This is a genomic window from Butyrivibrio sp., from assembly GCF_017940685.1.
Classification (GTDB): Bacteria; Bacillota; Clostridia; order Lachnospirales; family Lachnospiraceae; genus Butyrivibrio.
In genome coordinates this window covers 1-20,155 of sequence record NZ_JAGAYD010000218.1, presented here as the reverse complement: position 1 = coordinate 20,155, position 20,155 = coordinate 1, and the positions used below count along the sequence as shown (strand labels likewise).

14 protein-coding genes and 1 tRNA gene are annotated in these 20,155 nt (G+C 39.9%); 13 read left to right on the top strand and 2 right to left on the bottom strand.

Annotated elements, in window-relative coordinates; translation table 11 throughout:
• The 13 genes from J6I68_RS13320 to J6I68_RS13260 form a co-directional block, all read left to right on the top strand.
• Window positions 1-1,104 (top strand): FIST signal transduction protein (locus J6I68_RS13320; protein ID WP_330622515.1); only part of this gene is annotated, 1,104 nt, incomplete at its 5' end.
• Between the two features lie 19 nt (window positions 1,105-1,123).
• Complete coding sequence (locus J6I68_RS13315) at window positions 1,124-2,089, top strand: methyl-accepting chemotaxis protein (RefSeq protein ID WP_292221031.1); 966 nt, start codon at window positions 1,124-1,126, stop codon at window positions 2,087-2,089.
• Between the two features lie 285 nt (window positions 2,090-2,374).
• A complete protein-coding gene (gene serC / locus J6I68_RS13310) occupies window positions 2,375-3,457 on the top strand; it encodes a 3-phosphoserine/phosphohydroxythreonine transaminase (RefSeq protein ID WP_292221029.1) in 1,083 nt (360 codons plus the stop codon).
• Window positions 3,458-3,470: 13 nt separating this feature from the next.
• Window positions 3,471-4,640, top strand: a complete 1,170-nt coding sequence (locus J6I68_RS13305; RefSeq protein ID WP_292221028.1) for a phosphoglycerate dehydrogenase — start codon at window positions 3,471-3,473, stop codon at window positions 4,638-4,640.
• An 82-nt stretch (window positions 4,641-4,722) separates the two neighbouring features.
• On the top strand, window positions 4,723-5,973 hold the full coding sequence (locus tag J6I68_RS13300; RefSeq protein WP_292221027.1) for a DUF1015 domain-containing protein: 1,251 nt from the start codon (window positions 4,723-4,725) through the stop codon (window positions 5,971-5,973).
• Between the two features lie 29 nt (window positions 5,974-6,002).
• Window positions 6,003-8,474: a 1,4-alpha-glucan branching protein GlgB gene (gene glgB, locus J6I68_RS13295; protein ID WP_292221026.1), complete on the top strand. Its 2,472-nt coding sequence runs from the start codon at window positions 6,003-6,005 to the stop codon at window positions 8,472-8,474.
• An 87-nt stretch (window positions 8,475-8,561) separates the two neighbouring features.
• Window positions 8,562-8,634 (top strand) — tRNA-Thr (locus tag J6I68_RS13290).
• Window positions 8,635-8,758: 124 nt separating this feature from the next.
• Entirely contained in the window at window positions 8,759-9,283 is a 525-nt protein-coding gene (locus J6I68_RS13285) for an adenine phosphoribosyltransferase (protein WP_292221025.1), read from the top strand.
• Window positions 9,284-9,288: 5 nt separating this feature from the next.
• Window positions 9,289-11,571, top strand: coding sequence for a RelA/SpoT family protein (locus J6I68_RS13280; protein WP_292221023.1), 2,283 nt, complete (start codon window positions 9,289-9,291; stop codon window positions 11,569-11,571).
• Window positions 11,571-12,221 carry an MBL fold metallo-hydrolase gene (locus J6I68_RS13275; protein ID WP_292221021.1) on the top strand — a complete coding sequence of 217 codons (651 nt, stop codon included), beginning with the start codon at window positions 11,571-11,573 and terminating at the stop codon, window positions 12,219-12,221. Before J6I68_RS13280 ends, J6I68_RS13275 begins: the two co-directional genes overlap by 1 nt.
• A gap of 4 nt (window positions 12,222-12,225) precedes the next feature.
• The gene (gene hemZ, locus J6I68_RS13270) at window positions 12,226-13,644 is read left to right on the top strand and encodes a coproporphyrinogen dehydrogenase HemZ (protein ID WP_292221019.1); all 1,419 of its coding nucleotides are present in this window, start codon (window positions 12,226-12,228) and stop codon (window positions 13,642-13,644) included.
• Window positions 13,631-14,626 carry a hypothetical protein gene (locus J6I68_RS13265; RefSeq protein WP_292221018.1) on the top strand — a complete coding sequence of 332 codons (996 nt, stop codon included), beginning with the start codon at window positions 13,631-13,633 and terminating at the stop codon, window positions 14,624-14,626. The genes hemZ and J6I68_RS13265 overlap by 14 nt, the downstream gene beginning before the upstream one ends.
• A 53-nt stretch (window positions 14,627-14,679) precedes the next feature.
• Window positions 14,680-17,214 (top strand): glycosyltransferase family 2 protein, encoded by a 2,535-nt coding sequence (locus tag J6I68_RS13260; protein ID WP_292221017.1) that lies wholly within the window; start codon window positions 14,680-14,682, stop codon window positions 17,212-17,214.
• Between the two features lie 43 nt (window positions 17,215-17,257).
• Here the strand turns inward: J6I68_RS13260 and J6I68_RS13255 are convergent, their stop codons facing one another.
• Together J6I68_RS13255 and J6I68_RS13250 are read right to left on the bottom strand one after the other, a co-directional pair.
• Window positions 17,258-18,664 (bottom strand): glycosyltransferase, encoded by a 1,407-nt coding sequence (locus J6I68_RS13255; RefSeq protein ID WP_292221016.1) that lies wholly within the window; start codon window positions 18,662-18,664, stop codon window positions 17,258-17,260.
• Window positions 18,661-19,992 (bottom strand): hypothetical protein, encoded by a 1,332-nt coding sequence (locus J6I68_RS13250; protein ID WP_292221013.1) that lies wholly within the window; start codon window positions 19,990-19,992, stop codon window positions 18,661-18,663. Before J6I68_RS13250 ends, J6I68_RS13255 begins: the two co-directional genes overlap by 4 nt.
• Window positions 19,993-20,155 lie beyond the last annotated feature (163 nt).

Sequence of the window (20,155 nt, the reverse complement as noted above, 5' to 3'; positions counted from 1 at the left end):
TTTGCTTATGATTGTGCAATGAATATTAATAAAAAGGAGAAGTGGCACATGAAGGTTGTATATGGGAAAAGCGGAACGGGAAATGTAGAAGAAGCAGTCAGGGGAATTTCCGGACCTAAACTGCTTATCATGACGAGTGGGGGAGACGATTTTGAGAAGAATGTTGAAAAGCTTGAGAAGCTATTTCCCGGTGTTCCCAGTATAGGATGTATTGCTATGGGATATGACAAAGCAGTTCTTGAGAAAGGAGTTGCTATCACGGCCTTTATAGACGGAGTGACTGTAGCTGCAGGAGTTCTTGAGAATGTCTCTGTAAGCCCTGCAAGACATATTGACAGGCTTATCAAGGATGTGGAATCCGTACACCCCGGTAGAGATAATACCGCAATAATTGATCTGTGCGCAGGTAATGACGCAGTAGTTATGTCTACACTTGGTGGGATAATGAAAAAATATAACCTGCAGATCATGGGAGCTACAGGAGACGCCGGAAAGGTAGCGGCTAACGGTGTGGTTTATCCTGACGGCATGGCTTATGCTGTTATCAAAAACAACACCGGCAAAGTAAAAGCTTATAAAGAAAATATCTATGAGCCCAAGAGCGATATGCAGCTTGTGGCTTCCGAAACCGATAAGAGCAAGTATTATGTAGGCAAACTAAACGGCAGGAGCGCTAAACAGGTATATATGGAACTGACGGGAGCTTCTGAATCTGAGGCAGCATCCCAGACCTTTAAAAATCCTCTGGGCAAGATGATCGGCGATGATGTGTGCATCACATCCATCAAAGATATTTCCGGAACCGGACTTGTAATGTACAGGCAGATAAACGATTCGGATATCCTCACTCTTTTGGAAATGAGGGATCCCATGGAGGTTGCAAGAGAAACAGTTGAGAAGATAAAGAGAGACTTTGGCAAGGTTTCAGCTGTTTTTTCAGTAAACTGTGTTTTCAGATACCTGGTTCTTAAGGATAGAGGGGAGCTTAATTCCTATCTGGGAGAGATAGCATCTTTGGGTACATCCTGCGGACTTATTGGATATGGCGAACATTATAACGCTCAATTTGTAAATCAGACTATGACATGTGTTGTTTTTGAATAAAGACAAAAGGAGACAGAAAATGTTTGAAAAATTATTTTCCAGAAATAAACAGGATGAAGAGATAAATAACGCTCAGATTGTAGAAGATCAGAAAAAAAGAGAAGACGAGAAGACAGATTCTTTAATATATCTTGCAGAATCAATTAAATCATGTCAAAAGGAACTGGTAGATAATGAAGTTAAGTCATTGGCGGAAATTCATGACATGGGTATCTCTGTAAACAGTGTTATTGAAAGCAATGCTCAGCTAAGGGAGCAGATGGAGGCATTCAATACCAAATTTGCCGATGTGAATAGCAGCGCCAGCAAATTTGAAGATGTTAAGCAGGATATTCTTAAAAGCGTAGAAAGCGCCCAGGCCAAGGTCGAAGTCTTGAAAAGCGGGTCTCAGGGTGTGAGACAGAGCTTTGATGAGATGGCTGATGCTTTTGAGGGATTCAAGCAATCTGTTGATCAGATATCTGAATATATGAAAACCATTATAAGTATTGCATCCCAGACAAATCTCCTGGCTCTTAATGCTTCGATCGAGGCTGCCAGGGCAGGAGAGGCCGGAAAAGGCTTTGCTGTGGTTGCTACTGAGGTCAGAGAGCTTGCCGATGAGATCAAGAATATGACAAGCCAGGTTAATGAATCCATCGAGGCTGCGGGACAGATGAGCGAAAAGCTTACACTTAGTATGCAGAATTCTGTCGAAGCTATGGATAAGAGCCTGCAGGAGGTTGAGGAGACCAGAGGTTCTTTTGAAGAGATAATAGGCAGCGCCAACGGAGCCAATGCAGTTGAGAGAGAGATAGAGAATACTGCAAGGGAAGCTTCTGATGAGCTGCAGAAGATTGAGAACAACATCAACGATATAAATGCAAAGAATGAAAATCTTGTGGTCAGACTTGATAAGATCAATGCTCTGGGAACAACAAAGAGCAGTACCTTTGAGAATATTGACAACCTTGTTTCTCAGATACGTCCAATAGTTAAAGATTAAATAGTTGATATTGTAATTGAAGTTTATTGATAATTTAAGACATGCAGATTGTTTAAAGGTCTGCATGTCTTTTTTTATACAAAAAAGAAAATTTCTTCAAATTTTTATACGGAAAAACACTCTACCAAGGATACAAAAAAGTTGATTAAAAAATAAAATAACAATGATTATGGAATGACGATATTGACAATTTTAAAACTTGATTTACAATATTTTTTATAGTTTTAAAATGTGATTTTGAAAATGCATATCAACATTTTTGTAGATTAAAGGAGGAGATTTAAATTGTCACGAGTTTATAACTTTTCAGCTGGTCCGGCAGTTCTTCCGGAAGAGGTTTTAAAACAGGCTGCAGCAGAAATGCTTGATTACAACGGATGTGGAATGTCCATTAACGAGATGAGCCACAGATCTAAAACTTTTGATAACGTCATTCAGACTGCTGAGCAGGATATCAGAGATCTTATGAACATTCCTGACAATTATAAGGTTCTCTTTCTGCAGGGCGGAGCAAGCCAGCAGTTTGCAGCAGTTCCACTTAATCTTATGAAAAATAAAAAGGCTGGATATATCATCACTGGTCAGTGGGCTAAGAAGGCTTACCAGGAAGCTCAGAAATATGGTGAGGCTGTGGAGCTTGCATCAAGTGCAGACAAGACCTTCTCATATATTCCTGATTGCTCAGATCTTGATATTGCTGATGATCTTGACTATGTATATATCTGCGAGAACAACACAATTTACGGAACCAAGTTCAAGACTCTTCCAAATACCAAGGGCAAGATCCTTGTATCTGATGTTTCATCATGCTTCTTGTCTGAGCCAGTAGACGTAAGCAAGTACGGCGTTATCTATGGCGGTGTTCAGAAGAATGTTGGACCTGCAGGTCTTGTTATCAGCATAATCAGAGAAGACCTAATCACAGATGATGTGCCTTCATTTACACCTACAATGCTTAAGTGGAAGACCCAGGCAGACAACGGCTCTTTATACAATACTCCTAACTGCTGGAGCATCTACATGTGCGGACTTGTATTCAAGTGGCTCAAGGAGCAGGGCGGTCTTTCTGAGATGAAGAAGAGAAACGAAGAGAAGGCAGCTGTACTTTATGATTATCTTGATCAGAGCAAGATGTTTAAGGGAACAGTAAGACCTGAGGATCGTTCTCTTATGAATGTACCATTTGTAACAGATTCAGAGGAACTCAATGCCAAGTTCATTAAAGAGGCTACAGAGGCAGGCTTTGTAAGCCTTAAGGGCCACAGAACAGTTGGCGGAATGAGGGCTAGTATCTACAATGCAATGCCAATTGAAGGTGTTAAGAAGCTTGTAGAGTTCATGGATAAGTTTGAGAAAGAAAACGCATAACAGGGGGAGAAAAATGTACAAGTACAAGTGCTTAAATCCAATTGCCAAGATCGGTCTTAATAATTTTAATGACCAGTACCAGGTAGTTGATAATGTTGACGATGCTGAGGGTATTCTTGTAAGAAGTGCCAACATGCTGGAGATGGAGTTTTCTGATAACCTCCTTGCAATTGCCAGAGCTGGTGCAGGCGTAAACAACATCCCTCTTGACAGATGTGCAGAGAAAGGAATTGTTGTATTCAACACACCAGGAGCTAACGCTAACGGTGTAAAAGAGATGGTTCTTGCTGCAATGCTTATCGCATCAAGAGATATCATCGGTGGAACAGAGTGGGTTAAGGCAAATGCCGGAGATCCTGATATTGCTAAGATCACAGAAAAGGCTAAAAAGAAATTTGCTGGAACTGAGATCTTTGGTAAGAAGCTTGGTATCATCGGACTTGGCGCTATCGGTGTCCGTGTCGCTAACTCTGCAAGGCAGCTTGGTATGGAAGTTTATGGATATGATCCATATCTTTCAATCGATGCAGCCTGGAGACTTTCATCTGATGTTAAGCATGTTACTAATGTTGATGACATCTATTCTAAATGCGATATCATCACAATTCATGTACCTGCTCTTGATTCCACAAAGGGAATGATCAATAAGGATGCCATCGCCAAGATGAAGAAGGGTGTTATCCTTATTAACCTTGCTAGGGACATCCTTTGCAACGAAGTAGATGTTCTTGCTGGTATCAATTCTGGCAAGATCAGAAAATATGTAACTGATTTCCCTAACTCTGTAATAGCTGGTCATGACGGATGTATCGTTATCCCACATCTTGGCGCTTCTACAGAGGAATCAGAGGATAACTGTGCTGTTAAGGCTGTTCTTGAGATGAAGGATTACCTGGAAAATGGTAACATCAACAATTCAGTAAACCTTCCTAACTGTGATATGGGTGTATGCCACGGACCAAGAGTTGGAATCTTCCACAAGAACGTAGCTAACATGATCGGTCAGTTCACAACAGTATTCGGCAATATGGGCATGAACATCTCTGACATGACCAACAAGTCAAGAGGTGACTATGCTTATACTCTTATTGATCTTGAGGAGAGCGTAACTGAAGAGATCGTTAAAAAGCTTATGAAGATTGACGGCGTCATCAGAGTAAGAGTAGTAAGAAAAGACGTTTGATCCAAAGAAAATATAGTAAAATAATGGGAGAGATTTTGTAATATGCAAGGTCTCTCCTTAAATTTTGTAATGGAGGATTACAATGGCTGATATTAGACCTTTTAAAGCTTACAGACCAGCACCTGAGAAGGTAGAGAAAATAGCTGCTCTGCCATACGATGTTTATAACAGACAGGAAGCAAGGGAAGTGGTTTCTAAAAACCCGGATTCTTTTCTTGCAATTGACAGACCTGAGACGTTCTTTGAGCCGGACCATGATATGTATGCCAGGGAAGTATACGAAAGAGCTGCAAAAGAGCTTCGGACAAAAATGGAAAATGGAGATTTTATCCAGGATAAAGAAAACTCCTACTATATCTATGAGCTGACATTTAAGGGAAGAAGCCAGACTGGAATAGTGGCGCTTTCTTCGATTGATGATTATTTAAATGGCGTCATAAAAAAGCATGAAAATACCAGAGAAGAAAAGGAAAAAGACAGGATCGACCATGTTTACACATGCAAAGCCCAGACTGGACCAATTTTCCTTTGCTATAGAGAAAACAAGACCATAAGCGAGATCGTTTCAAGGGTTAAAAACGTGGATGAGCCCATTTATGATTTTGTTTCAGAGGGCGATGTCAGGAACAGAGTATGGCTCATGGAAGATGAAGATGAGAACAACATGATAAGCCGCGTGTTTACCACAATAAACGATATCTACATTGCTGATGGACATCACAGATGCGCATCTGCAGTAAAGGTGGGACTTAAGATGAGGCAGGAAGGACAGGGAAGCCTTAAGGGCAAGCAGCAGTCTGACTACTTCCTGTCAGTTCTTTTCCCGGATTCTGAGCTTATGATCATGGACTACAACAGGGTTGTAAAAGACCTCAATGGCCTTACTAATGAGCAGTTTCTTACTAAGATAAGTGAGAAATTTGATGTTAAAGAGGAGGCGCATCAGGTAAAGCCGGAAAAGAAGGCAGAATTTGGCATGTATCTTGATAAAAAGTGGTACAGATTATCTGCCCATAAAGATATTTTGAAAGACGATGCGGTAGAAGGACTTGATGTGTCAATTTTGCAGAATGAAGTTCTTTCTCCTATTCTTGGTATTGGAGACCCAAGGACCGATAAGAGAATTGATTTTGTTGGCGGTATAAGAGGACTTTCTGAGCTTGAGAAAAGAGCAGATAGCGACATGTGTCTTGCTTTTTCAATGTACCCTACTTCCATTTCTGAGCTTTTTGAAGTTGCAGACGCGAAAAGGCTCATGCCTCCTAAGTCCACATGGTTTGAACCTAAACTCTTAAGCGGTTTATTCATACATGATATTTGTGGTAAGATATAAGTAATTTGATAATTAATGGAGGGATTACCGTGAATAATAAACTATACAAGATGATGAATTGGCCCGAAATAGAAGAGATAATTTATTCTGATGGTGACGATCCCCACAGAATATTAGGAGCCCACAAGGTTGGAAACAGCTACCTTATACAGGCGTTTTATCCAGATGCTGTGTCAATAAAGGTTTACATTGAGAACAGCAAAAAGAGCTACGAGATGGAGCTTGCTGATGAAGCAGGTTTTTATGCTGTGATCGTACCTTTTGTTGACAAGCTTAAATATCATTTTGTTATTACTGATACTGAAGGTGAAGAATCAAAGGTTTATGATCCATACGCTTTTGGACCTCTCATGGACAGAGAGGACTTTATTAAGCTTGGAAGCGGTATTCACTTTAAGATATATGAAAAGCTTGGCGCTCATCTCATGAAAAGAAATGGGATAGATGGCTGTGAGTTTGCTGTATGGGCTCCTTCTGCAGCTAGAGTCAGTGTTATTGGAGACTTCAATAACTGGGATGGCAGGATCTGTCAAATGCACAGACTTGATCCGATAGGAGTGTTCGAGATATTCATTCCTGGGGCCAAGGAAGGGGATGGATATCAGTTTGAAATAAAGACCAGAAATGGCATTATCTTAAAAAAGCCTGACCCATATGCAACCAGATCCAAGGGTGAAAACGGCATTATTTCTGTAATCTCAAAAATGGAGTCTATAGACTGGACAGATGATAAGTGGTTATCTGACAGAAAGAAACTTGATCTTGATAAAGATCCTGTTTCCATTTGCGAGATAAGCCTTGAAGCCTTCGCGGGAAGACATGAAGGCAAGAGCACCATGGAAGAAATCACAAAAGATGTTCTTGAGTATGTGCTTAACCATGGTTTTAATACAATTGAGCTTATGCCGGTAATGAAGCATGTTCCCGGACATTTCTATCACATTCTTGATTTCTTTGCCCTGGATGATATATATGGAGATGCCAAGGACTTCATGAAATTTGTAAATGCATGTCATGAGGCTGGCCTTAGAGTTATCCTTGACTGGGTGCCTACATTTTTCCCCAAGTCCTCCTGTGGACTTAGCGAATTTGATGGCAGAAGTCTTTATGAGTATGCTGACCCAAGGATCGGAATACATCCCAAGTCTGGGGATCTTATCTTTGACTATGGAAGAAAAGAAGTGACAAACTTCCTTCTTTCTAATGCTATCTACTGGATCGATAACTTCCATATAGATGGTATAAGAACCTCAGATATTTCAAGGATACTGTATCTTGATTACGACAGAAAACCAGGAGAGTGGATCCCTAATATCTATGGCGGTAACGAGAACCTCGAAGCCCTTGAATTTATTAAACAGTTTACATCTGTTCTTCACAAGAACTATCCGGGACTTCTTCTTTTGACCAAAGAGACAGCCTGCTGGCCTCACGTTACAGAGAGTATCGAAGAGGGCGGCCTTGGATACGACTTTAAATGGAACAATGGCTGGAGCAGAGATTTCCTTTCATATATGGAAAATGATCCCCTCTTTAGAGCCGGCCATCACGATGAGGTGACATTTAGTCTTATCTACAGCTACACTGAGAGATTTGTTCTTGCATTTACCCATGAGGATATAGAAAAGGGACTTGAGGGACTTTACTACAGGATGCCTGGAGATTCTTACCAGAAGATGGCAAATCTTCGCCTGGCAGTCAGCTTTATGATGGTACATCCAGGAAGAAAGCATCTGTACATGGAACCTGATGCCCTTACTGTAGATCAGTCAGTGTTTGTTGAAAACATGATCAAAGATCTTAATAACATCTACTATCAAAAACCTGCCCTTCATGCCTTTGATGGCAATGATTCCGGCTTTGAATGGATCAATGTTTTAGCTTCTGACGAGTGCATGCTGGCTTTTGTAAGAAAAACAGATAACGAAAATGAAATGCTTGTTGTAGTTGCAAACATGGCAGGCGTTGAAAGAGAGTTTGAGATCGGCGTACCTGCAGATGGAAGATACCTTGAACTGTTTAATTCTGACAACACAAGCTATGGTGGAAAAGGGCTTCTCAATCAGGGCAGGAAGGAAGCAAGACGCAAAGAGTGCGATGGAAGAGATTACTCCATATCAATTGAAATGGCCCCTGTTTCCCTTGCAATCTTTGGATATACTCCATATACCGAGCAGGAAAAGAAAATCCGCGCTGTCAAGGAAGAGCAGGAGATAAAGAAAGAGAAAGAAAAGCTTGAGCGCCTTGAGGCTCTTAAAAAGAAGCAATCCCTTGAAGAAGAGAAGCTCTTAAGAGATTTAAAACTCAAGTATGAAAAAGAGATCATGGAGCAGGAGAAAGCTATTGAAGAAAAGTATGAAAAGATCGAAGAAGAAAGGATCTTTAGCATAGTTTCTGAAGAGGCTTTAAAGAGTGTTTCAAAAAAGGCAGCTGCAAAGAAGACTTCTTCCAAGAAAACAACTCCTGCAAAAAAGAGCGCACCCAAAAAGAAAAAGTTGTAATTAGACAAAATAAAATCTATAATGATTAAGTTGCAATACGGTGGATCCCATATATTGTGGGATCCACTGTAATACGTATTTGGTTTTGCTGGAATAGCGCAGTCGGTAGCGCAACTGATTCGTAATCAGTAGGTCGAGGGTTCAAGTCCCTTTTCCAGCTTTTTATATTAAAAAAGGAGACAACAAGTTGTATTGTTGTCTCCTTTTTTGTGGTATAATAATATGTCGAATTATTTTTAGTGCACTGAAACTGAATTTCAGTCAGGTGCGGAGAGGGTATAATCATGAAAGAATTAAAAGATTACGTACGTACAATACCGGATTTTCCTGAGAAAGGCATTATGTTCAGAGATATCACATCTGTACTTCAGGATGCTGAGGGGTTCAAACTTGCAATCGATCAGATGCAGGACCTTGTAAAGGATCTTGATTTTGATGTTGTTCTTGGAGCTGAGTCAAGAGGATTTATCTTCAGTGCTCCTATTGCATATAACAGAGGCAAGGCACTTGTTCCTGTAAGAAAGAAGGGCAAACTTCCTTGCGAGACAGTTGAAGTTTCTTATGATCTTGAGTATGGCCAGGCTACACTTGAGCTTCACAAGGATTCTATCAAACCTGGACAGAAGGTTCTTTTAGTAGATGACCTTATGGCTACAGGTGGAACAATTGAAGCTATGATCAAGCTCGTTGAGATGCTTGGCGGTGAAGTAGCAGGAATCCTTGTTCTGATGGAACTTAAGGGCCTTAAGGGAAGAGAGAGACTTAGCAAATACAGATTAGACGCAGCACTTAGCTACGAAGGGAAGTAAGCTTAATGAGTCAAAACTTCGATGACGGGAAAATTGAAGCAATCCCTGAGTTTCAGAGCCCTGAGAGTCTTTACCAGGATCTTATCGCCAGAGTAAAAAAGTATCACCCATCTGATGATATATCCCTTATTGAGAAGGCATACAATCAGGCTGCTGAGGCACACGAGGGACAGCTGCGCAAATCTGGTGAACCATATATCATTCACCCGCTTTGCGTAGCAATAATCCTTGCTGATCTTGAGATGGATAAAGAAACCATCGCAGCAGGGCTTCTTCATGATGTCGTTGAAGATACTATATGTACAAAAGAAGAGATAGAGAGCTGTTTTGGAACTGATGTAGCCCTTCTTGTTGACGGAGTTACCAAGCTCACTGCTTTGCAGCTCACATCAGATAATACAGGAAAAACTCCTGAGCAGCTTGATATGCAGGCACAGAACCTTCGTAAGATGTTTCTTGCAATGGCCAAGGATATCAGAGTCATCCTTATTAAGCTTGCAGACAGACTCCATAATATGCGTACTCTTGAGCATATGCCTCCGGAAAAACAGCAGAGGATTGCTCAGGAAACCCTTGATATTTATTCTCCTATCGCAGGAAGACTTGGTATCAGCAGGATCAAGGTAGAACTTGACGATCTTTCTTTGAAATATCTTAAACCTGATGTTTACAAGGATCTTTCTGAAAAGGTTGCTCAGAGAAAGAGTGAGAGAGAAAAATACGTAGAAGATATCTGCGAAAATGTTCGAAAGAACATTGAAGCTGCTGGCATAAAAGGTGAAGTCAACGGAAGAGTAAAACACTTTTTCAGCATCTATAAAAAGATGCGCAATCAGAACAAGACTCTGGATCAGATATATGATCTATTTGCCATACGTATCATTGTTGATACAGTCAAGGACTGCTATGCGGCCCTTGGCGTCATCCATGAACTGTATAAGCCTATTCCAGGCAGGTTTAAGGATTATATCGCGATGCCCAAGCCCAATATGTACCAGTCTCTTCACACTACGCTTATTGGACAAACTGGTCAGCCCTTTGAGATTCAGATAAGGACTTATGACATGCACAGGGCTGCTGAGTACGGTATTGCTGCTCACTGGAAGTACAAGGAATCTTCCGATGGCAAAAAAGCAGATAATGGTGAGGAAGAGAAGCTCATATGGCTTCGCCAGATCCTTGAATGGCAACAGGATCTTTCTGATAACCAGGAGTTCATGAGCCTTTTAAAGAGCGATCTTAATCTCTTTTCAGAAGATGTTTATTGCTTTACACCTACTGGAGAGGTTAAAAATCTCCCTGCTGGATCTACACCGATTGACTTTGCTTACAGCATTCATTCTGCAGTTGGCAATAAGATGATCGGAGCTAAGGTCAATGGCAAGCTTGTGCCCATTGATTACAAGATCCAGAACGGCGACAGAATTGAGGTTGTGACCAGCCAGAACTCAAAGGGACCTAGCAGAGACTGGCTTTCTATTGCAAGATCAACCTCTACTAAAAACAAGATCAACCAGTGGTTCAGACATGAGCTCAAGGAAGAGAATATCCTTAAGGGAAAAGAACTGCTGATAGAATATTGCAAAAGTAAGGGAATGGACTACTTTTCCATTGCCAAACCAGAGTTCCAGGCCATTGTTACAAGAAAATACGGCTTCCATGAATGGGATGCTGTTCTTGCAGCAGTTGGTCACGGCGGCCTTAAGGAAGGCCAGATCATCAACAAGATCTTAGAACTTGGTGATAAAGAGCATAAGCGCAATATCACTGATGAAGAGGTACTTGCGGCTGTTGCTGAGTCCAACGTTACTCCTCAGGTTTCCGGTTCTGACAACGCCATTATCGTAAAGGGTGTACACGATGTTGCAGTTAGATTTTCAAAGTGCTGTAACCCTGTTCCTGGAGATGATATCTGCGGATTTGTTACAAGAGGACGAGGCGTCTCCATTCACAGAAGAGATTGCATCAACGTAGTCAAGATGCAGGAAGAGGACAGAACAAGGCTTATAGAAGCCAAATGGCAGAGCGATACCGGATCAAGTGGCGGAAAATATGCTGCTACAATCAAGATCTTTGCTAACAACAGAAGCGGTCTTCTTGCTGATGTATCAAGAGCACTTACAGAAAAAGATATAGATATCCTGTCCATGAACACCAGGACCAGCAAGCAGGGACTTGCCACCATGGAGACATCGTTCCAGGTTTCTTCAAGGGATCAGCTTAGAGATATAGTGGACAAGATAAGGCAGATTGATAGTGTTATCGATATTGAAAGGACAACAAGCTGATGGCTGATATTAAGGTTGGAATGTTTACTTTGGGCATGATCGGAACCAACTGCTACTTTGTTTTTAATGAGAACGCCACTGATAAGGACGGAAACAGACATTGTATCTTTTTTGATCCTGCAGACAGAGGCGCTAAGATATATGAGACTCTTAAAGAAAACAATATCGTTGTGGATCTGATTCTTTTAACCCATGGACATTTTGATCATATTGGCGGCGCAAAAGAGCTTAAGGATCTATCTGGCGCAAAGCTTGGCTGTCTTAAAGAGGAAGAGGCTCTTTGTAAGGATCCATACCTTAATCTTTCAAATAACTATGGGTTGAACCTGTCTGTAACTCCGGATATTCTTTATACTGACGGCGAAGTTATAAAAGCTCCTGGCATTGAATGCAAAGTCCTAAAGACGCCAGGTCATACCAGCGGCGGATGCTGCTACTATTTTGAAGATGGTAACATTCTTATAAGTGGAGATACTCTTTTTGAAGAGTCTGTTGGAAGAACTGATTTCCCCACAAGCTCCACAAGTGAACTTATAAGGTCAGTGAAGGATAAGATATTTGTGCTTCCAGATGACACTATAGTGTATCCTGGGCATGGTGAAGTTACTACGGTTGGCCATGAGAAACAGTACAATCCATTTATAATTTAAGAAAATGCAGATAATTTATATTAAAGAAGACAAGTTTCAATATGACATTCACTCTCTTTACAAGGCTTTTTATCCTGCTGAGGAGATAAGAGTTATTATTGGAGAGCCTGGATCAAGTCATGAAAAAGAAAAGGATATTTCACCAAATGATGAGATATCCTTTATTGATGTAAATAAGACAAAAAATGATCTGAAGAAAGAAATCTATCTGGATCTTTCTAAAAAGACAGGAAAAGAACTACCCTGGGGAGACCTTACAGGAATCCGCCCTACCAGGATAGCTATGAACCTTCTTGAAGAGGGCAGATCTGATAAAGAGATACAAGAATATATGAAGGATACTTATCTTGTTTCAGATAACAAGATAAATATCGCTATAGATATTGCAAAGAGAGAAAAAGATATCCTTAAGGATATTGATTATTTAAACGGTTACAGCCTTTACATAGGAATTCCATTTTGTCCTACAACATGCCTTTATTGTTCATTTACTTCTTATCCAATAGGCGCTTTTAGCGGTATCGTAGATGATTATCTGTCCTGTATTGAAAAAGAGATAGACTATGTAGCTGAAAAATTCAAAGACAAGACTCTTGATACCGTGTATATTGGCGGAGGTACTCCAACAACTTTAGAGCCAGACCAGATCAGAAGGCTTATTGGCTATTTGAGAGCAAAGATAGATCTTTCAAAGGTAAAAGAGTTTACCGTTGAATCCGGAAGGCCAGACTCCATCACAAGAGAAAAGCTCAAGGCTATGAAGGAAATGGGAGTTACAAGGATTTCTGTAAACCCCCAGACCATGAGTGATGAAACCCTGCGCCTTATTGGAAGACGACATACCGTCGCACAGCTTGTGGACGCCTTTCATATGGCCAGAGAGGAAGGCTTTGATAATATAAACATGGATATTATCCTTGGACTTCCTGGAGAGACCAGCAGCGATGTAGCTCATACCATAAGTGAGATTGGTAAGCTTGATCCGGATGACCTTACTGTCCATTGTCTGGCTATCAAGAGAGGCTCAAGGCTTTTTGAAGTCATCAGGGAGAAAGAGATTTCTGGTAAGCTTAAAATACCTATGCTTGATACTATGAGTGATATTCAAAACATGGCAGACATTGCGTCCAAAGGCGCTGCGGACATGGGCCTTAAACCTTACTATCTGTACAGACAAAAGAACATAAGTGGGAATTTTGAGAATACCGGTTATGCTAGAGAAGGTAAAGCAGGTATTTACAATATTCTTATCAACGAAGAAGTTCAGTCAATTGTGGCCCTTGGTGCTGGAACAGTAACTAAAAGAGTGTATCACCAGGGTGGCAGGATAGAAAGATGTGACAATGTTAAGGATGTTAAGCTGTATATGGATAACATCCAGGAAATGATAGATAGAAAGAAGAAACTCTTTGAAGAAGACTAGGAAAATAAAAAACATACTATGTATCATATTGGCTACGCTTTTTCTTGTGGCTTGTCAGGTAGAAAATGATAATTATGCTGGTGACACACTTTCAGTGCCGGAGGATACGCTATCATCTTCTGATGTTGCAAAAGCTGATGGACCAGAGACTAAAGATGCAAGTTCATCAAACCAGGAGAATGATATGACAAAGACCATTAAGCCTGATCATCCCTATGGTGCTGGAGTCTTTTCCTGGGATCATCTGCCGGATGATGAGGATATTCAGTGCCTTGTGTCAAATAATATCACAGAAATTTACCAGTATATTAAGCCTGAGTACTCCGATGAAGAGATAGTTTCTTTTCTTGGTAGAATGTCAGATAAGGGTATAGATGTGTACATTCTTGACGGAGAGCCTACCTGGTCCTATCAGGAGAACCTGCGCTATGCCGAGGCCGTAATTGACAGGATTGCTTATATAAACAACTATGTATCAAAAAGAGAGAGAATACTTGGAGTAGTATATGATATCGAGCCCTATGTTCTTGATAAATGGCACAGTACGCCACAGCTTATCATGGATGAGTATATTGAAAACATAAAAGCCCTAAGGGACAAGATAGAGAGACGTTCTTACAATATCGAGATGTGTGTATGTGTGCCGTATTCCTTTGATCTTATGGGATATCAGGAGCATCTGCATAGTCTGATCGACAGTTCAGATCAGGTCCTTGTCCTTAACTACAACAAGGCCAATGAGATAGAAGATATACGGACCGAGATGGAGATGGCATATGAACTTGGAAAGCGTATAGTCACTGTGTATGAGCTACAGCCGGGGCTTCTTTCCCAGACCAATAACAGTGTAACCTACTATAAAGATGGACTTGGTGCCATTAAGACAAGTTATGACAATATGCTAAGTGCATACGAAGGAAAAAAGCTTGGAATCGCCTATCATACAATGGACTGCCTGAAAATATTGAGTGAACGCCAATAATTTTGAAAGATGTTTACATGATAATCTGCCAAAAAAGTTACAGGAGTAAATGTATGCAAAGACTAATTTCAGTAATTATCCCTTGCTATAACGTTGAAAAATGGATTGAGCAGTGCTTGCTTTCAGTAGAGAAACAAACAATTGGCTTTGACAACATTGAAGTAGTGCTGATTGACGACGCATCTACAGATAGTACTTTGAGTTTATTAAAGTCATTTAGTGAAAAGCATTCTGATAATACTAAACTTATCGCATTTTCCGAAAACAAAGGCATTTCTAATGTTCGTAATGCAGGAATGGACTCAGCTGAAGGCATATATCTTTTCTTCCTGGATGCAGATGATTGGATAGATCCATCTACTTTTGAAAAAATGTATAATAAGGCAACTGAAACCGGCCTTGATATGATAATGGGCGGTTTTAGATCAGTAACTGATGGGACCAAGGCGACATTGGTACGTATGGGAGAGGATTGGAAAAGAGATTTTTCAAAAAAGGAGGATGTCAGGTGGTTTTTGCCTCGGATGCCTCATGTTACAGTTTGGGCTACGCTGTATAAAAGAGAAGCCTTGTTTAGGCATGATCTTCGGTTTATTGAAAACTGTACAATTTCAGAAGATGTAGTTTTTTCTGGGATTGCACCTTTATTTTTGAACGGGTGTTATTATATCAATGAAGGATTATATTATTATCGAACACATTCCGGAACTTTGAGCCATGATGAAATATATAATCCAGAAAAGAACAGATTGATTGTATGGGCATTCGAGGAAATGTACTCGGAGCTTAAAAAACGTGGTATTTATGAAAGTACAATGAGGGATTATTACCATGAAATGGCATGGTATATGATCGGCGCCTGTTTTTTTCATGTTATGGATGGTATATATAATGAAATTGACTATTTTAAGAATAGTGTTTTGAAATATTTCCCTGATATTACAGATAACAGATATCTACAAATTTTGGATGACAAACATAGGGAGTATATGCATTTCTTCAACTTGAGAACTACATCTAAGTATAACTATTCAGATGTGAAGGAGAAGTTAGTAAAGACACCAGATGATCATGAATTGTATGCTCAGCTTGGAGAATGCCTTTATGATGTAAATATTAAACAATCATACCTTTGCTTTGAGCATGCTTATGAACTATGCCACGATCAAAAAAGGCGACAAGAACTTCTGCTTATTCTACATCAGATTGCTCGTAAGCATGGTAATGTGCCAAAAACTACAATTGTTATCCTTAATCATAATTTAAAAGAAGTGACTAAAGATTGCTTGGAGAGTATCAGAGCAACAACAGATGTGATATCTCGAAATATCGTTATAGTTGATAATGGTTCAACTGATGGTAGTGTAGATTTCTTTGACGCACAGCCGGATGTAAAGCTTGTTGCCAGTAAAGAAAATCTTGGGTTCCCAGGAGGATGTAACCGCGGTATAGAAGCTTCAGAAGAATCTGAGGATATACTTCTACTCAATAATGACACTGTTTTATGCGATCATTCATTGTTTTGGCTTCGTATGGGACTATATGAGAAGGAAACAAACGGTATTGTCGGAGCGGTAAGTAATCATGTTCTGGTGCAGCAGCAGGTATGTGAAAATTACAAAGACCTGGATTATTACAAAAAGATAGCTAGAGAACGCAATCTTCCTAATGAAAAAGCCCTTCAGTATTGCTTTATTGTTTCAGGATTTGCAATGCTTATTAAGAGAAAGACTATCTCTGAAATAGGTCTTTTAAATGAAGATTATTCTCCCGGTTATTATGAAGACTGTGATATTTGTCTGCGGGCGATTATTAAAGGTTGGCAAGTGGCTATTGTTCATAATAGTTTTATTATTCACTGGGGAGGACAATCATTTACTTATGCATCTTTAAATTATGATAATCTGCTGGCAAAGAACAAAAAATATCTTGATGATTCATTTGCTATCAATGGTGATGAATACACAGTACCGGATCATATTCTTGATGGTCTAAACAGTTTGAAAGAGCTTAAAAGAAATGCAAAAATTCTGGTCATTAATTGTGGAAATGCACTTTCATTGCTGACATATAAATGGCAACATCCGGAAATGACATTGGCAGGGGTTGATACACTTGGACAGGCTGCGATGTATGCCTGTAAGCAGGAGATGATAGACTTTTCTGTATATTGTGATATCAATAATCTGCTTATAAAAGAGGAAAAGTATGATGTTGTAGTTTTGCATTTGCGAAATGATGATTTAAAAGGACTATCTGATTATTGGAACGGTATAATCAGATATCTTGATGATAGCGGGACACTTATGGTGATAGGAGATAACTGTTGCCATTACAGTAACTGGCTCATAGATTACAGAGAAGGGAAAAAACCAAAGTATCCTAATGGTGGCTTTCACACCATCAATGATGCGGATGGTTTTCTCAATGCTCATGGATATAATGTTTGCTCATGGATCACTATTTTCGGTCTGCCTACAAAAGAACAGGTAAAAGAGGAAGTAAAGCAGGCGGCAGATGTTATAGGCCTTGGCTGGGACAAAGCTAATGCAAAAGCGTATGTAATTAAATCCATGAAAAAGAACTGAGTATTGAAATAAGGATAATTATGTTTTCAAGGGCGGATATCTCTTATATATATTTTTTGAGATAATCCGTCCACTTTTTCTCGATGCCTTCAATCAAATAGTCCTTAGCCAGAGTATAAGATGTCTTATGAAAGCTTTCCAGGCGAGTCTTGTCTGAGAGTACCAGCTGCATCTTGTCTGATAGCTCGGAAACTAAATAGTCCTGATATTCTTCATCCTGGAGCTGTGAAAAGTCTGCATCTATCAGATAACCGTTTTCGCCCGGCTTTATAAAGAGTGTATTACCATATCTTGCCCGAAAGCCGACCATGGCATTTCCGGCATTTATGGCATCAAGAAGAGTGATCCCGAAGGTTTCCCAGCTGGATGCAGTTATATATGCCTCATAGTTATCATAGACATCTGAGACATCGCAATATCCTTTTAGTGTAATGTATGAAAATGCCTGTGCGCTTTTGATCAGTTTACTTATTTCTTGAATGTATTCACGATTTCCGGTCCCATAGATATCAAGTGTCAGTTCAGGAACCATCTTATGGGCTTCTATGGCGGCACGGACCAGAAGATCAATATGCTTTCTCGGATCCAAACGAGAAACCGTAAGAAAAGAAAATGGTCTGCGCTCTGAGATTTCCTTGCGTTTTTTAACTCCGAAGATTGGAATTGCCTCTACATTTGTCTTATGAAAGTGATATTTTTCAATTGTCTTTAGTACTTCATTTTTCTGCTGCTGCGTAGAGACAAGAATAGTATCTATTTTGTCAAAATTCTCAAAGAAGTAATAGTATTCAGGATTTAAGCTACTATAATATGGATCTTCCCCCGGCAAAAAATCATGACCTGAATGTAAAAACACAAGGATATGTGCGTTGTTTTTGCTTAGAAACAGCGGTTCCATAAAATTCATGTAACCCGGACGATGAATAATGATAAGATCGTTTTCGCTAAAGCTTAAGCTTTGCATAAATTTCAGCAGAAATTCTCCCTTGGTGCATACTTCGCCGTCAGGGAAAATATATTTTTCATTGCTGTTTTTGTCATAGACGATATCATAAGCCACTGAACCATCCGGCTTTAAAAAAGTTCTTCTGGAAAGATACTGGTTAAGGTGCCCGTCTTTTTCATATTGGCTGTAAACGTCAAAATAAAGAGGTCTGTCAGTAATCGCCTCTGAAACAGTGACTTTTCCATCGGAATAATGATCTCGGATCTGTATTTGCGCTCCTCCAACGGAGGCATTTCCTGCCATGGAAAACTGTGCACAGATCATATCCTCGAAATTTATCCCCATGTCTGTATAGCGTTTAAGCGCTTTGTTAGTTGGAATCTCTGTAAATACATATTTGGCCTGGGTGTTTAGTTGTTTAATAATGGAGTATGACATACCGATGGCATGGTCTACACCACTTATTACATAACCAACAAGTAAACTGAATATATAAATGCTCATGATATAGTCTCACATTCTGTCAGAAGAGTCTTTAGTATCCCAAACGTTTTGCGGTTATCCTCCAATTGGCGATTCAAATGGTTAAGGTAGAGCGCCTGATCTGTGGATAATTGATGCAGTGCCTTGGCAAACGAAACGTGATCACCCTCAGGGAAAATATATTCAGGGAGTATATAGTCGGGATTGTGAAGAGTGTCCTTAAATCCCATCAGCAAAAGAGGAGTTGATGCCGCAGAAACAATCGAATCGTAGGCTTCATTATAATAATTGATATCAAGATAAAAGCTGCTGATCGATAAAAGCTCCTGTAGTTTTTGGAAAGAAATACTTGGATGAATTTTAATATTTTTGTATTTTTCATAGGATAGCAGTGTTGGAGAAACCATGGTATAGGCCGCCACATGGAATGTGATATGTGGATTGGTCTGTGCCAATTCTGCAAGACATTCGATCTGATCTGAACGTGTCAGGGTCAGAGCTTGCTGCCTAGGAGGCAAAATACGGTTATTTTTACCGATGTAACGAAGCACATGTGTGGGCTCAGACATAGTTTTTATATAATCTTTTGTGGATTCGTTATTCATCAGGAGAATGGTCTGAGATTCTCTGTGAAGAGAAGGTTCATTCATATACTTATGATAGTCCTCGGCAGATTGGAAAAGGAAAAATTTTGCCTGTCTATCCAATATATTTGCCTGCTTTAGCAGGGTGATCTGACTATAGCTTGTAGGAATTATGCTCTCGCCATGCAGGTGTAACAGGAACAGACAATAGGAGATAAGAGCATCTTTCCCGACAAAGGTCAATACGGTCTTAGAACTGCGAAAAAGACAATATGAGTCTGTTCTGTAAGAATAATTAAGAATGGGTTTATTATCGGAAGAATAATAACATCTGCTGATAGCTTCATTTTCTTCATCATAGAAGTCGGAATAAGCAATGAACCCATAACGATTGTAATAGTCCTGGCACACAAGCTTTCCATTTTCATCAAGGCGTTCAATCCGATCTGCGCACAGTTCCTTACTGTCGTGACGAAACCAGACTAAGCCTTTTTTTTGACCAAGATGATGAATATTGTAATAAAGAGTGTTGTACGGCAAAAGTGAATAATAATGTGGGATTTTTACACATGGAAGGTAAACATCATGAAAACTATCAGGAAGCGGAGAAACAGAGTCAATGATAAAATCAAACATGGAGATGAAACCAAGAGGAAGAAAACGGTCATCGTTTAATACAAGATAATTACACTCTGTTCCGGTCTCATTAAGAGTATTCTGCAAAGGCAGGGAAGTATTCGCAAAAGAATCAAGTAAAATATACATTCTATGTCTTCCTAATTATGATCGGTAGTGTCAAATCTGACACCCCTTTTTTGTTACTAAATCCTTTATTTTCGGGAGGTTTAAATAAAAAGAGCATTGACCTCCCTTTTTGGTATAATGTCTATCGCCAAACAGACTAAAAAAAAGGAACCAATGCTCATGG